Consider the following 14,160-nt stretch of genomic DNA (forward strand, 5'->3'; position numbering starts at 1 on the left):
TTTTTACTTAACATAAAATAAGGTGAAAAAACTTAAAAGTTATTACTAGAATGAATAACACTGTAATAGCTGGTAATCCTAGTATTAAGAAGAAAGGAGAAATTTAGCTATGACTGGATTATTAATGAAAATAATAACTTGCCCATTAATACTATTAATTTCAGATTATATCTTCAGAGATGTACATTATGCTTATACCTATCAACCAGTGCTTGTAGGTATTATTCTTGCAGTAGTTGGCCATCTAATGGAATTAGCACTACTTAAACCAGGTACTGTTATAATAAGTACTATAGCAGATTTTCTTGCAGCCTTTGTTGTAGTGTATCTTACTCAGTTTATTTTCTCTGGTGCTATAGTTACTTTAATAGGTTCTGCAATAGTATCAACCATTGTGGCAATTGTAGAATATTTAGACCATGTATACTTAGTGAAGACTAATAAAACCCAAAAATCGGAGTAGTTTATTTTTACTACTCCGAAATTTTTTTATACTTTACTTATCTTTTATTCCATTTAACTCGTACATATGAGGCTGAATCTTCTCTTCCTTTATAGTTCCGTCACTGTTGTATCCTGTTTGCATAGTAGCCGGATTTTCCATAGTTCTTCTTCTATCTGGATGCCTATTAGCATAAATGGTTTCTTGTAGCTCTCTAAGATCTTCTTTACTAATTTCCCTACCAACTATATGTCTTTGCACCATAAACTTATCCCCTTTCTATGAAGTTAAGACTTGAATCAGGTGGGGTTTCAACCCCATCTGATTCTTAGTCGAAGGAATCCAGGGACGTAGCCGCTCTTTGCTCCCTCTTGGAGAAAAGTAACGAACCAAAATCTTTGATTTTGTGTGAGTCACTTTCACACCGTGCGAGGGAATATTAGAGCGGGTAGTCACCGGATAAAAGCTTTTTAATAGAAAACCTCAAGATCAATCTTGAGGCTTTCCAAATTAAACTGGCTTCACATTATCATGCTTTCTTTGTTTTGCCTTTCTTTCTTGTTCATAGAGATTTTGTCCATTATCTTCTCTTTCAAGACCCATAGCTGCAGTTTGTTTATTTGTAAACTTATTTTTTCCTTTCATACTTTAAACCCCTCTTCCATTTTTTTGTGATTAGACACTAATTAAAAATGTTTTGTAATTTCTTTTTGTATTCTTCTAACATCTTTTTGTCTTAACCTGGTATTATCCTTAATTTCATCTAAAGTTTCACCATCTAAAAGCATTTCTCTAGCTTTTTTAGTTGCTTTTTCTCTATCAAAACTCACTATATACCCCTCCTCTTACATTTTACCTTCCATCTTTTTTCTTGCCTTTTCAATATCATGCTCATTAAGACCAGCTCTCTTTTTTATTTCTGCTGACCCAATTCCTTTATCTAATAAATCCTTAGCTATTTCCATAGCCTGTTCATGATGACCTTTATTTAACCATCTTCCCATTCGTTAACACCCCTTATTCTCATATTTAGACTTCATCCACTAAAGACTTTATCTGGTTTTTTATATAAGTAATAAGTTTTTGCTAACCACGCTTTATTAAATAAATAGAACTTTTCGCTTTTATTTTACTCTACAGTCCAGTTTTCCTTTGAATTTTTATTATTTTTTTGCTTTGCCTTAAAGCTTGCACTTCTTGAGTGATATTTAGCACTGTTTGGACTACGAGACCATGTTTTAGGTTGTTTATTTTCATTTTCCATAGACATTCTCCTTTACTTTAATATTATTTTTAACCTATAACTGAATAAAATCTATATAGTAGCTCACAATATTAACTAATCTAAATGTTTTTCGGAATAAGTTCCAAACTTAGCTCTTGAACTTTCATCTTGAGGAGTATGATCTATATGCCTTTTTCTAAATCTGCCATCAGATTTTTTGTTATTTTGTGTATACTTCATCTTATTAGTCATTGTCATCTCTCCTTTCTAGTACTAGCTTTTCCCGGTAGTAAGTTTTTATGTTAAACAAAAATAGGCTGATAAACCATTAAAATTTATGATAAAAATAATTTTTTATTTTAATCTTTTGTATTGTTACAAATATTAAATCTATAAAAGTTCCATACTATGATTTGTAGAAGTTAAATTAACATTTTACACAGAACTTCTATAAATCTAACTAAAGTTTTATTTTAAAATTAATGATAAATATTGTTGCTATTGCCACTAAATTATAACCTTTGATATAATGTACTTACTATTCAAAAAATAACTTATATTTTCACAATTAAATGGAGGTATTTTTATGAGTTTTAAATTACCAGAATACAAAGCCCCAGACTTTACAAAGGAGCCTTTTATTTCAGCTCCTAACATAATCACTGAAAAAGTAACAATTAAAGGTGTTGCTCCTGATAAATATCACGCTACTTCTATATATCCTGAATATTTTAAAATAGATGAAAAGTGGATTTTAGCATCTGAAAGCCGTATGGATTGTGTTGTTGTAGTTAAGGATGATAAAAGTTTAGATATAAAAGAGTTTAGAAATCTGAACATAGGTGACAACGTAGTATTAGGAAGAAGTGAAAATGCAGAGGATGGCATTTATGTTCATGTAAGTGGTTTTACATATACAGAATCTGAAGAAGAGCAGTCCTTTGTTTTTAGAACTGGCAGAACTCGCGAAAGCTCTTATTCAAAGGATTATGATAGTCTTTATGAATTACTTAAATACGAAAGAGAAAATGGATATATATTGTGGGTTCTAGGCCCTGCTGTTGTCTTTGATCATGATTCTAAAAATGCTATGTCTGCCCTTATAAATGCTGGATATGTAGATACAATTTTTGCTGGAAATGCACTGGCAACTCATGACTTAGAAGGTTCCATATTAAAAACAGCACTAGGTCAGGATATTTATACTCAACACTCTGTTTTTAATGGCCACTATAATCATATAGATGTTATAAATAGAGCTAGGCGTGCAGGTTCTCTAGAAAAATTTATAGAACAGGAAAACATCACAGAAGGAGTAGTTTATTCATGTATTAAGAACAATGTTCCTTTAGTATTAGCTGGTTCCATTAGAGATGACGGACCTCTTCCTCCTGTTATTGCAAATGTCTATGATGCTCAAGATGCAATGAGAACTCATAGTAAAAAAGCTACAACAGTAATATGTTTAGCAACCCAGCTTCATACCATAGCAACAGGTAATATGACTCCTATGTATAAAGTGGAAGAAGATAAAATTAGACCTGTATACATATATACAGTAGATATTTCTGAATTTGGTGTAAATAAACTTAGAGACAGAGGAAGTCTTGAAGTAACTTCTATTGTTACAAATGTACAGGATTTCTTAGTAAATATAAAAAATAACTTAGTATAAGTACTAGTGGAGAATTGTTGTTTTTATGAACTCAATTCTCCTTTATACTTGAGTACTTATATGAATTTGCAAAATTTTAGTTGTACAAATTGTTCCTTAAATATTATATAATATAGTTGACGTTATATAAAAAGTTTTCAGTTTAAACTTTTGGAGGTATCACTAATGCTAAAACGTAACTTAACATCAGAATTAATGTCTAAATTTAATGAAGCTCTTAATAAAATAATGGAATATAAAATGTCAGGTAAGAATGAGGAAGCCCTCATTGTAATCGATAATACACTAAAAGAAATATTTAGGTTAGGAATGAAATTTTTTAATTCCTTATCTGATGATAACCTTTTGGATATGATAAAAACTGATGGAACTATAAATACAGATAAATGTATTATGATGGCTAAACTGCTAGAGGAAGAAGCATCTATATTAGAGTTACAGGGAAACTTAGATGATGCTTTCTATATAGAATTAAAATCTTTGAACTTATTTTTACATGCTTATGAAGGAGACAATGAAAATTGCGACCTGCAGCATCATTTTGAAGATATAGAGATTATGATTGAAGAACTGTCTGAATACCGATTACCTTCTTCTCTTCAGAATAGAATAATTGATTATTATGTTAAAACTAATAAATATGACAAGGCTGAAGATACTCTTTATGAAATTTTACAGGAAAATGATTTTAGTAATGAGACCATAGAAAAAGGTATTTCTCTTTACGAATTATTACTTAATAAAGATGATAACACTTTAGAAGAAGGAAATTTATCAAGAGAGGAAGTAGAAGAGTCTCTGTCTATATTAAAGAAAAGGTTATAATTTATTTTCTGTTATGAAGTGAAACTTGAATCGGATAAATAGTAAATTATATAGGAGTTGATTAGTATGGTTGAAGTAGGATATGTAGTAGCTTTAAAAAATGATTGTGCCTTGATATCCTTTAAAAGAAAAAGTGGGTGAGGAGATAACTGCGCCAGTTGTGGCGGTGGATGTGCTCCATCTAGTTCTCTAGTAGATGTAAAAAATACATTAAATGCATCTATTGGTGATGAGGTACAAGTTGCTCTTGAAACAAAATCCTTTATGAAGATGACTCTATGGGCTTATGGCTTCCCTCTAGTTATGCTGCTAGTGGGTATACTATTTGGAAACTATTATTTTAAAAGACTTGGATTTAATAATTACGAACTTTTATCCTTTGCAGTAGGTATGGTTCTTTTAGTTATATCTTACACAATCCTAGGTAAAGTAGATAAAAAGGCTTCTAAGGATAGTAACTACGATTTAAAGATGGTTAAGGTTATAAAATAGGTTATATTTATTATAAGCTTACAATGACAAAAAAGAAGGTGGAGCTAAAACTCTATCTTCTTTTTTATTATTCATTGTGCAGGAAATTTTATTAAATTCTTTAGCTTATCACCTTAAACGTGGATATTACTAATCTCTTTTATTTTTCTTTCAGCTTTGCCCTTCTTTCCTCTAAAGGTTATAAAGGAACCTGTTAGGATAAACAATATTCCAAGCATAGTGTTAAAAGGTATGCTTTCCTGCAGTACAATTAAAGAAAGTATAGGCGCTAGTGCTGGTTTTATGAAAAATACTATAGATGCTGTGGTTGCAGAGGTCTCATCCATGGCAAAGAAATAGAATAGATATCCTAATCCTGTTACTACTACTCCAAGATAAATTATTACAAAGATGTTTCCCATTTCTATCCCTTGTATAATTGGAATATTGGATAACACAGATAAACCTAATTTCTTATTTACTTGTACCACCGCTGATATATTAGATAAAAGAATTACTATAAGCATTATAAATTCTCCTGCAAAGAACGTAAAACAGTTCATAACTATACTCCCATATCTCTCTGAACGCATTTTACCAATTACACTATATAGTGAGAAAGTTACTGCTGCGAGAACAGCCAATACTATCCCTTTAACATCGCTATTTATTTTGAAAGGATTTAGAATGCAAGCTATACCTACTAAGCTTATAAATAAGGATAGAATCGTAGTTTTCTTAAGCTGCTCTTTTAATAGAAAATATGCAAAAGGAATTGTAAATACTGGATTGACACTAAATACTATAGCTACTATTGAAGCTTTAGTATGTACTATGGCAAGTTGGAAAAATGACATACTTATTACTACACATAAAAGACCTGTAAAAAGAAAATAACCAATATCCCCTCTATTGAATGAAATTTCCCTTTTCCTTAAATCCTTTATTGCTAACGGAAGCAATATAGATGCCCCAATAAAAAATCTTAAAAAGTTCAGCTGAAAAGGATTAATCTCCATTGCTATTAATTTACCGGCTATCTCCATAGTGCTAAACATAACCGCAGATAAAATAATATAAACATACCCCTTTCTCATAATTGGCTCCCCCTTAATTTAAATAAAAATGGCAAAATAAAACCCCACCATGCCGTATTATGAGTTATTCTTGAACCCGCTCTCGCAGGTGGAAATCTCCTTTTTGATTCTTGTTCCAGAAAATTAAGTTCCAGCATCATTCCACAAAAAGAGTCCGATTTCCTTTCAAAAACTGTTGGGTCAATATGAACCCACTCCACGTACATGGTAGGAATATTTATTTTTTATATTTCTTTAATTGTATTATACTACATTTTTTAGAAATTTAATATAATATTTTCAGAATTATTTGCAATTTTGCCATAGGTTATTTGTTTAAAGATATACCAAGTTCCTTCAATTGTGCTTCTTCTACAACACTTGGAGCTTCTGTTAAAGGACAGAAAGCATTCTGATTCTTAGGGAATGCAACAACATCCTTTATGTTATCTGTTCCTGCAAGGAACATAACGATTCTATCAAAACCATAAGCAAGTCCGCCGTGTGGTGGTGGTCCAAATTTGAATGCTTCTAGTAAGAAACCAAAACTTTCCCAAGCTCTTTCTTGAGTAAAGCCTAACACCTTAAACATTCTTTCTTGAAGTTTTGTATCATGTATTCTAATACTTCCTCCTCCAAGCTCTTCACCATTTAATACTATGTCATAAGCTTTTGCTCTAACTCTTCCTGGATCACTTTCTAAATACTGAATATCTTCATCCATAGGCATTGTAAATGGATGGTGCTCTGCTTGGAATCTCTTTTCTTCTTCATTATATGAAACAAGCGGGAATTCTGTTATCCATACAAATCTAAACTCATTGTTATTTTCTAGGATTCCTAATTCTTTAGCTAAGTGTAGTCTTAAGGCACCAAGACTTTGGAAAACAACAGAGTTTTTATCTGCTACTATTAAGATTAAATCTCCAACTTTAGCTTCCATTTTATCTAGTATAGCTTGAGTTTGCTCTTCTGTTAAGAACTTACCTATAGATGACTTAACTCCATCCTCTTTATAAGCTATCCATGCTAAGCCCTTAGCTCCGTAAGTTTTAACAAAGTCAACTAACTTATCAACTTGCTTTCTTCCCATAGCTGCACTGCCTTCAGCTTTTATAGCTCTTACTGAACCATTGTTTGAGAGTGCATCTTGGAACACTTTAAAGTCTACATCTTTAACAGCTTCAGTTAAATCATTTATCTCCATACCAAATCTTAAGTCTGGCTTATCGGAGCCATACTTTTCCATAGCTGTTTTGTATGGCATTCTCTCTATCGGAAGCTTAACATCTACATTAGCTATTTCTTTAAATACTTTTTGGATTAATCTTTCATTTAATTCTATTACATCGTCTACTTCAACAAAAGATAATTCCATATCTATTTGTGTAAATTCTGGCTGTCTATTTGCTCTTAAGTCCTCATCTCTAAAACACTTTGCTATCTGGAAGTATCTATCATAACCTGATACCATTAAAAGCTGCTTAAATAGCTGTGGTGATTGAGGAAGTGCATAAAACATTCCTGGATAGTTTCTGCTCGGTACAAGATAATCTCTTGCTCCCTCTGGACTGCTATTTGCAAGTACAGGTGTTTCTACTTCTAAGAATCCATTTTCATCTAGAAAATCTCTAACAATTTTAGCTGCTTTGTGTCTTGTCATGAAAATTCTCTGCATATCTGGTCTTCTTAAATCTAAATATCTGTATTTTAATCTTATATTTTCAGCTGCATCTAAATTTTCTTTTATGTATATAGGTGGTGTTTCTGATTCTGATAACACTTTTATATACTCACCTTTTAACTCTACCATTCCTGTTGGAAGCTCTGAATTCGGAGCTTCTCTTTTAACTATTGTTCCAGTAACTGCTATACAGTACTCGGATTTAACTCCATCAGCTTTATCAAAAGCCTCTTTATTTATTTCTTCACCAAATACTACTTGAAGTATACCTGTTCTGTCTCTTAAATCAACAAATATAAGTCCTCCAAGATTTCTTTTTCTTTGAACCCATCCCATAACTGTAACCTTGTTATCAATATGTGTTTCTCTTAACTCACCACACATTATGGTTCTTTTAAGTCCCTTTAATGCTTCTCCCATGTGTAACTCCTCCAACCTTATATTAATTCTGCTATACTATCTAAATCTTTTAGATTTATTTCAAATTGCTCTCCATCACTCATTCTCTTCAGTTTAGCTATACCGGTTTGTAATTCATTTTCTCCAAGAACAATGGTGAATCTAGCATCTATTTTGTTTGCATATTTCATAGCTGCTTTTACACTTCTATTCATATGGTCACAATCACATTTTATATTTCTTTCTCTTAATCTATTGATTAAAGTTAAAGCCTCTACCTTTGACTCATCTCCCATAGCTGCTACATATAAATCTATGTAACTTTCTTTAGGAATTTCAATGCCATTTTCTTCTAAAGTTAAAATAGTTCTCTCTATTCCCATTCCAAAGCCCATAGCTGGCATTGATGGTCCTCCAACCTCTTCTATAAGATAATCGTATCTTCCGCCACCGCAAATGGTTATTCCGTTATTAATTATCTCAAATACAGTTTTACTATAATAATCTAAACCTCTTACTATTAAAGGATCTACTTTATATTCAATTTCTAGAGCTGTTAGGTATTTCTTTAACTTCTCAAAATGATCGTTGCAATCATCGCATAAATAGTCAAGTATTAAAGGAGCCCCTTTAACTATTTCCTTACAGCTTTTCACCTTACAGTCTAAAGTTCTCATAGGATTTTTTTCAAATCTTGTTTTACAAGTTTCACAGAAATCATCATAGTTTTTTGATAAAAACTGCTTTAAGGCTTCATTATATTTCTTTCTGCACTCTGGGCATCCTATGCTATTTATATTAAGCTCTATACCCTTAACGCCAAGCTCTTTATATACTCTCATAGCAAGGCTTATAATTTCAGCATCTACAGAAGCTTCTTGAGCTCCAAATACCTCCACACCAAATTGATGATGCTCTCTTAACCTTCCCTTTTGAACATTCTCATATCTTAGCACTGGAGTAAAGTAGTAAAGTTTTGTTGGTTGAGCTTCATTGTATAGACTGCTCTCAACAAAAGCTCTTACTGCTGGAGATGTTCCTTCAGGCTTAAGAGTTATACTTCTTCCTGCCTTGTCGTTAAAGGTGTACATCTCCTTTTGAACTACATCAGTAGTTTCTCCAACTCCTCTTTCAAAAAGCTCTGTGTGTTCAAACACAGGAGTTCTAATTTCTCTACATCCAAAAGATGCAGATATTTTTCTAAACTTATCCTCTAAATATTGCCACTTGTATACATCCCCAGGTAATACATCCTTAGTACCTTTTGGTGCTTGTATAGCCATTTTTCTTCCTCCCTCTTCTTTCACTTATCGTAAGTTGTTGATTACTTATATAGTGTATCTAAAAGCTTTGCCTTCTTTTCAACCATCTCTTCAACTCTATTTATGTATTCCCTAACATCTTTGACATTTCCATGTCTTTCAATTCTATTTTCATCTAAGAACACCACTTTAGTGGATGCGTCTGCTCCACAGGCTATAATGGTCTGCTTTTCTTCAATAATTTGAATATTATATAAGCCTACATTACCTTTTATAGTATAACCTATATTCTCCATATTTCCCACCATATTTTTTTGTCTATACATATAATAAGGTTTCATATCTAGCCTCTTTGCCAAGTTTTCAGTTTCTTGATACATCAGATTTAACTCACCTTGGTCAGGGGTGGCAAATTCTACTTTATTTACTATATCCTCATGAAGTCTTGAGGCCCTTTTAACAGACATTCCATGAACAGTTATGCTTTCAGGATGAAGCTTAAATATTTCCTCACAGGTCTTCTTTACTTCATCTATTCCTTCTCCTGGAAGGCCTACTATAATATCCATATTTATATGATCGAATCCACGTTCTCTCGCCATATTAAATTTATCTATAGTATCTCTAGTATTATGTCCTCTTCCAATTAACTTTAGAGTATTATCATTCATAGTTTGAGGATTTATACTTATTCTATCTACCTTATATCTTTTCATAGTTTGCAGCTTATTTATAGTTATACTGTCTGGTCTTCCGCACTCTACTGTAAACTCTTCAACCTGATTATTGTCTATAAAGCTGCTATATATATGCTCCATCAATTCCTCAAATTGACTGTCATTTACTGCTGTTGGAGTACCGCCTCCAAAATAAACACACTGGATTTTCAAGTGATTCTCTCTTATATACTTTGCCGTTTCAGCTATTTCATAATACAAACTCTTTAAATAAGGTTCTACTATACTTTTACATCCTGCAATTGGATTTGAAGTAAAGGAACAATATAAACATCTTGTAGGGCAAAAAGGCATTCCTACATAAACACTTATAGAATCCTTTCTCTTATTTACGAACTTTTCTTCCACCTTAGCTACATTTATACATAGTTCTGCCTTATCTCTTCTTGTGTGAAAATGCTCCTTGAAATAGTTAACTATATATTCATGGTCTTTCCCCTCATTTATTAACTCTAATGCTATTTTACTTGGTCTGATACCTACTAGAGTTCCCCAAGGCATTACCTTACCAGTTATTTCAGTAAAGTATTGAAAAACAGCTTTTTTTATACCTTCCTTGTAGGTAAATTCTTTATTGAAAATAAATTCTTTACAACTTTCATCGCTGCAGATAATAATCCTATCTTCATCTATGTCTATTTTGTAATTCCAATCACTATCTACAAAGTCTATATCATAAAAGCTGTAAAAAAGATTTATTATCTGATAAACATCATACCTATACTGCATATTATTTAAATTTATTTTAATTTTCATTATGCTTTTTGTAGCTATCCTCCCTTATTAAATAGGAAATTAAAAATAATGTAAAACTTATTTCTTAATTTCCTATTATCAATTCCCATTCTAAAGGAACGGGTTATGCACTCTTTCTCTACCTATAGTACTTTGTCCTCCATGTCCAGATAAAACTATAGTGTCATCAGGTAGTATCATAAGCTTTTCTTTAATACTTCTTATAATAGCTTCATAATCTCCACCGCCCAAATCTGTTCTTCCTATGGAGCCAGCAAATAAAGTATCTCCTGTTATTACCATGTTGTCTACTAAGAAACAAACTCCTCCTGGCGTATGACCTGGTGTTTGAAGGACCTTAATTTCACTACTTCCTAACTTAAAGCTATCTCCTTCATTTATATAACCGTCAACTTTTCCTATTATATCTCCATATATATACTCTCTATTGCTAATCATTTTATAATCTTCTTCATTTATATAAACAGGCGCTTTAAACTCATCTTTCAATTCTGTAACTGCTCCTACATGGTCCACATGTCCATGAGTTAATAATATGTACTTTACCTTAGCTCCCATTTCCTTTATAACTTTGCTTAAATCATCTGCATCTCCACCTGGGTCCATCACTGCCGCTTCCTTTGTTTCCTCATCCATTAAGATATAACAATTAGCTGCATAGACCCCAGCAGGTACTCTTCTAACTTCCATTTATTAAACCTCCCCTAAGTAATACTTATAAAACATAATAAAGATATAAGGTTACATTTTTTATAACAAAGACTTCCCTCTTTACTAAAGAGTCCACCGCCTAAAAATTCTTTTTACTGTCTATCATAAGTGTAACAGGACCATCATTTTCTATAGTTACCATCATGTCTGCACCGAATTTTCCTGTTTCAACCTTAGGAACAACTTCCCTACACTGTCTTACAAATTCTTCATAGATTTTTTCTGCTTCTTCTCCACCTAAAGCCTCTATAAAGCTTGGTCTTCTACCTTTTCTACAGTCGCCATATAAAGTAAATTGTGAAACTACTAGAAGGTCACCACCTATATCCATAAGGGATTTATTAAGCTTACCATTTTCGTCTTCGAATATTCTTAAATTAAGTACTTTATCTTTTATATAACTTAGGTCCTCTAAGGTATCTTCTTTAGATATACCAAGTAAAACATTTAACCCTTTATTAATTTCCCCTATTAATTCTCCATCTACTACTACCTTTGAGTATTTAACTCTTTGTACCACCACACGCATTAAAAACACCCCTTAAAATTTTATTAAGTAGAAGTAAGATTCAGCAGAGAATCCTCTAGCTGAATCTTATCTATAAATACAAATATGAAAAGTTATCTCTTAGTTCTATATACATCAAGAACTCCTCTAATTTTTCTTATTCTTTTCATAACATCTTTTAAATCTTCGATATCAGATATCTTTAATTGTATACTAATATAGGCAATATTGTTCTTAGCAGGTTTAGCATTTACTGCATATAGAGATGTTTTGCTATTGCTTATGATTTCCATAGACTCAGCCAGTAGTCCTTCTCTATTTTCTGCTTGAATTTGAATTTCCGTTACATATTCAGCACCTTTAGGTCTTCCCCAACTTACTTCTATAAGTTTATTATTCTCATTTTGTAATAAGAAATCTACATTCTTACAGTCCTCTCTATGTATGGAAACTCCTCTTCCTTTTGTAATATAGCCTATTATCTCATCCCCTGGAACAGGATTGCAGCATTTTGCAAACCTTACAAGTACATTGGTCTCACCTTTTACAATTACCCCTGGAGATTTTTGTTTCACTTTATTAGGCTTAGCAGCTCCCCTATTTAATTGCTCTTGAATGACTCTCCAATCATTACTTTCGCTTTTTTCTGTTTTATAGAACATTTCCTTTATCTTAATCACTATAGTTGAGGGAACTACAGCACCTACACCTACTGCTGCATATAAATCGTCAGCAGAATTCATATTATATCTTTTTAATATACTGTCTAGTATATCCCCTTTTCCTATTTCTCCAAAGTTATACCCCTGCTTCTTAGCTTCCCTTTCAAGTAGCTCTTTTCCTTTAATAATATTTTCCTCACGTTTGGCTTTCTTAAACCAAGCTCTTATTTTGCTTTTTGCCTGATTACTCTTCACTAAATTTAGCCAATCAATACTAGGACCCTTTGGTGTACTAGAGGACAATATCTCAACAATTTCACCAGTTTTCAATTGATAATCTAACGGAACCATCTTGCCATTTACCTTTGCACCTACACACCTATTTCCAATATCAGTGTGTATTTTATATGCAAAATCTATAGGTGTGGCCTCATTAGGTAAGTTAATTACAGTTCCCTTTGGAGTAAATACAAATACTTCATCTGAGAATAAATCTATCTTAAAACCTTCCATAAATTCTTCTGCATCGGAAGTTTCGCCCTGCCATTCTAAAATTTCTCTAAGCCAGGTGAGCTTTTTATCTATATCTTCTGCGTTGTCGACACCTTCTTTGTATTTCCAGTGAGCTGCTATTCCATACTCAGCAGTTTTGTGCATTTCAAAGGTTCTAATTTGTATCTCAAAAGGTTTTCCCTGTGGTCCAATTACTGTGGTATGTAGAGATTGATACATATTAGGCTTCGGCATCGCAATATAGTCTTTAAATCTGCCAGGTATAGGTTTAAATATAGTATGAACTATTCCCAATACTGCATAACAATCTTTTACACTATCAACCAATATTCTTATAGCAGTTAAATCGAATATTTGATCGATAGTCCTATTTTTTTTCACCATTTTTCTATATATGCTGTAGAAGTGCTTAGGTCTTCCTTCTATATCACATGGGATAGCCGCCTTATTAAGGTTATTCTCTAATTGGTTTACTATTTCTTCTATATAATTTTCTCTCTCAACTCGTTTTTCCGCTATTTTTCTAACTATAAAGTAGTATTCATTTGCATTCATATATCTGAAAGCTAAATCTTCTAACTCCCACTTAATTTTTGACATACCTAATCTATGGGCAAGGGGAGCATATATATCAAAGGTTTCTTTAGCCTTTTCTTTTTGCTTTTCTACAGGCATATATTTTAATGTTCTCATATTGTGTAATCTATCTGCTAGCTTTATTAATATAACTCTTATATCCTTTGCCATAGCAAGGAGCATTTTTCTCACATTATCTGCCTGCTGCTCTTCTTTTGTTTTATATTTTATCTTACCAAGCTTAGTTACACCATCTACAAGATTAGCAATTTCTACACTAAATTCTCTGCTTAGGTCTTCAAAGCTATACTCTGTATCTTCTATTACATCATGGAGTAGTCCTGCTGTAATTGTACTGGTGTCCATGCCCATCTCTGCTAATATACACGCCACCTCTACGGGGTGAGCTATATAAGGTTCACCGGACTCTCTCCTTTGATCCTTATGTGCTTCATAGGCAAGGTTATATGCTTTTTTTACCATCTCTTTATCTACATTACTACAATTTTTATCTATTTTCTCCATTATCTTTTCCAGCATACTACTACTCCCTTAAAATCAATGGCTGGTTACCAAAACCAGCCATTATTTTTTATTACTATTATATTATATACTGTAGAAACTTGCAATTTTAAATT

At 32.3% G+C, this 14,160-nt stretch carries 16 protein-coding genes, 1 other RNA gene and 1 pseudogene; 4 read left to right on the forward strand and 14 right to left on the reverse strand.

Features of this window, described 5'->3' with window-relative positions:
• Positions 1 to 109 precede the first annotated feature (109 nt).
• A complete protein-coding gene (locus tag N4T77_RS11120; protein ID WP_261671869.1) occupies positions 110 to 463 on the forward strand; it encodes a YndM family protein in 354 nt (117 codons plus the stop codon).
• Between the two features lie 33 nt (positions 464 to 496).
• Here the strand turns inward: N4T77_RS11120 and N4T77_RS11125 are convergent, their stop codons facing one another.
• The 6 genes from N4T77_RS11125 to N4T77_RS11150 all read right to left on the reverse strand — a co-directional run bounded on the left by N4T77_RS11125 (position 497) and on the right by N4T77_RS11150 (position 1,919).
• On the reverse strand, positions 497 to 706 hold the full coding sequence (locus N4T77_RS11125) for a hypothetical protein (protein WP_261671870.1): 210 nt from the start codon (positions 704 to 706) through the stop codon (positions 497 to 499).
• A gap of 246 nt (positions 707 to 952) precedes the next feature.
• Positions 953 to 1,087, reverse strand: a complete 135-nt coding sequence (locus tag N4T77_RS11130) for a hypothetical protein (RefSeq protein WP_261671871.1) — start codon at positions 1,085 to 1,087, stop codon at positions 953 to 955.
• A 41-nt stretch (positions 1,088 to 1,128) separates the two neighbouring features.
• Entirely contained in the window at positions 1,129 to 1,272 is a 144-nt protein-coding gene (locus N4T77_RS11135) for a hypothetical protein (protein WP_261671872.1), read from the reverse strand.
• Positions 1,273 to 1,287: 15 nt separating this feature from the next.
• Entirely contained in the window at positions 1,288 to 1,446 is a 159-nt protein-coding gene (locus tag N4T77_RS11140) for a hypothetical protein (RefSeq protein WP_261671873.1), read from the reverse strand.
• A gap of 125 nt (positions 1,447 to 1,571) precedes the next feature.
• On the reverse strand, positions 1,572 to 1,706 hold the full coding sequence (locus tag N4T77_RS11145) for a hypothetical protein (RefSeq protein WP_261671874.1): 135 nt from the start codon (positions 1,704 to 1,706) through the stop codon (positions 1,572 to 1,574).
• A gap of 75 nt (positions 1,707 to 1,781) precedes the next feature.
• A complete protein-coding gene (locus N4T77_RS11150; RefSeq protein WP_261671875.1) occupies positions 1,782 to 1,919 on the reverse strand; it encodes a CPC_1213 family protein in 138 nt (45 codons plus the stop codon).
• Between the two features lie 334 nt (positions 1,920 to 2,253).
• Between N4T77_RS11150 and N4T77_RS11155 the strand changes: the two genes are divergently transcribed.
• From N4T77_RS11155 to N4T77_RS11165, 3 genes and pseudogenes are all read left to right on the forward strand, one after another.
• Positions 2,254 to 3,342: a hypothetical protein gene (locus N4T77_RS11155; protein ID WP_261671876.1), complete on the forward strand. Its 1,089-nt coding sequence runs from the start codon at positions 2,254 to 2,256 to the stop codon at positions 3,340 to 3,342.
• Positions 3,343 to 3,507: 165 nt separating this feature from the next.
• Positions 3,508 to 4,167, forward strand: coding sequence for a DUF6483 family protein (locus tag N4T77_RS11160; RefSeq protein WP_261671877.1), 660 nt, complete (start codon positions 3,508 to 3,510; stop codon positions 4,165 to 4,167).
• Between the two features lie 159 nt (positions 4,168 to 4,326).
• Positions 4,327 to 4,659, forward strand: a pseudogene (locus tag N4T77_RS11165) (SoxR reducing system RseC family protein); the annotation flags it as partial.
• 113 nt (positions 4,660 to 4,772) lie between these two features.
• Here N4T77_RS11165 and N4T77_RS11170 read toward each other — a convergent pair.
• From N4T77_RS11170 to N4T77_RS11205, 8 genes are all read right to left on the reverse strand, one after another.
• Positions 4,773 to 5,735 carry a DMT family transporter gene (locus N4T77_RS11170; protein ID WP_261671878.1) on the reverse strand — a complete coding sequence of 321 codons (963 nt, stop codon included), beginning with the start codon at positions 5,733 to 5,735 and terminating at the stop codon, positions 4,773 to 4,775.
• 37 nt (positions 5,736 to 5,772) lie between these two features.
• Positions 5,773 to 5,952, reverse strand: a non-coding RNA gene (ssrS, locus tag N4T77_RS11175) — 6S RNA.
• A gap of 90 nt (positions 5,953 to 6,042) precedes the next feature.
• A complete protein-coding gene (aspS, locus tag N4T77_RS11180) occupies positions 6,043 to 7,818 on the reverse strand; it encodes an aspartate--tRNA ligase (RefSeq protein WP_261671879.1) in 1,776 nt (591 codons plus the stop codon).
• A 17-nt stretch (positions 7,819 to 7,835) separates the two neighbouring features.
• Complete coding sequence (gene hisS / locus N4T77_RS11185) at positions 7,836 to 9,080, reverse strand: histidine--tRNA ligase (protein ID WP_261671880.1); 1,245 nt, start codon at positions 9,078 to 9,080, stop codon at positions 7,836 to 7,838.
• Between the two features lie 41 nt (positions 9,081 to 9,121).
• Positions 9,122 to 10,552 carry a coproporphyrinogen III oxidase gene (locus N4T77_RS11190; protein ID WP_261671881.1) on the reverse strand — a complete coding sequence of 477 codons (1,431 nt, stop codon included), beginning with the start codon at positions 10,550 to 10,552 and terminating at the stop codon, positions 9,122 to 9,124.
• Between the two features lie 90 nt (positions 10,553 to 10,642).
• The gene (locus N4T77_RS11195; protein ID WP_261671882.1) at positions 10,643 to 11,242 is read right to left on the reverse strand and encodes an MBL fold metallo-hydrolase; all 600 of its coding nucleotides are present in this window, start codon (positions 11,240 to 11,242) and stop codon (positions 10,643 to 10,645) included.
• A gap of 100 nt (positions 11,243 to 11,342) precedes the next feature.
• On the reverse strand, positions 11,343 to 11,792 hold the full coding sequence (gene dtd, locus N4T77_RS11200) for a D-aminoacyl-tRNA deacylase (protein WP_261671883.1): 450 nt from the start codon (positions 11,790 to 11,792) through the stop codon (positions 11,343 to 11,345).
• 92 nt (positions 11,793 to 11,884) lie between these two features.
• Entirely contained in the window at positions 11,885 to 14,062 is a 2,178-nt protein-coding gene (locus N4T77_RS11205; RefSeq protein ID WP_261671884.1) for a bifunctional (p)ppGpp synthetase/guanosine-3',5'-bis(diphosphate) 3'-pyrophosphohydrolase, read from the reverse strand.
• Between the last annotated feature and the right edge of the window lie 98 nt (positions 14,063 to 14,160).

Origin of the sequence: Clostridium sp. CX1 (genome assembly GCF_025398335.1) — a bacterium.
GTDB classification, from domain to species: Bacteria; Bacillota; Clostridia; order Clostridiales; family Clostridiaceae; genus Clostridium_AM; species Clostridium_AM tanneri.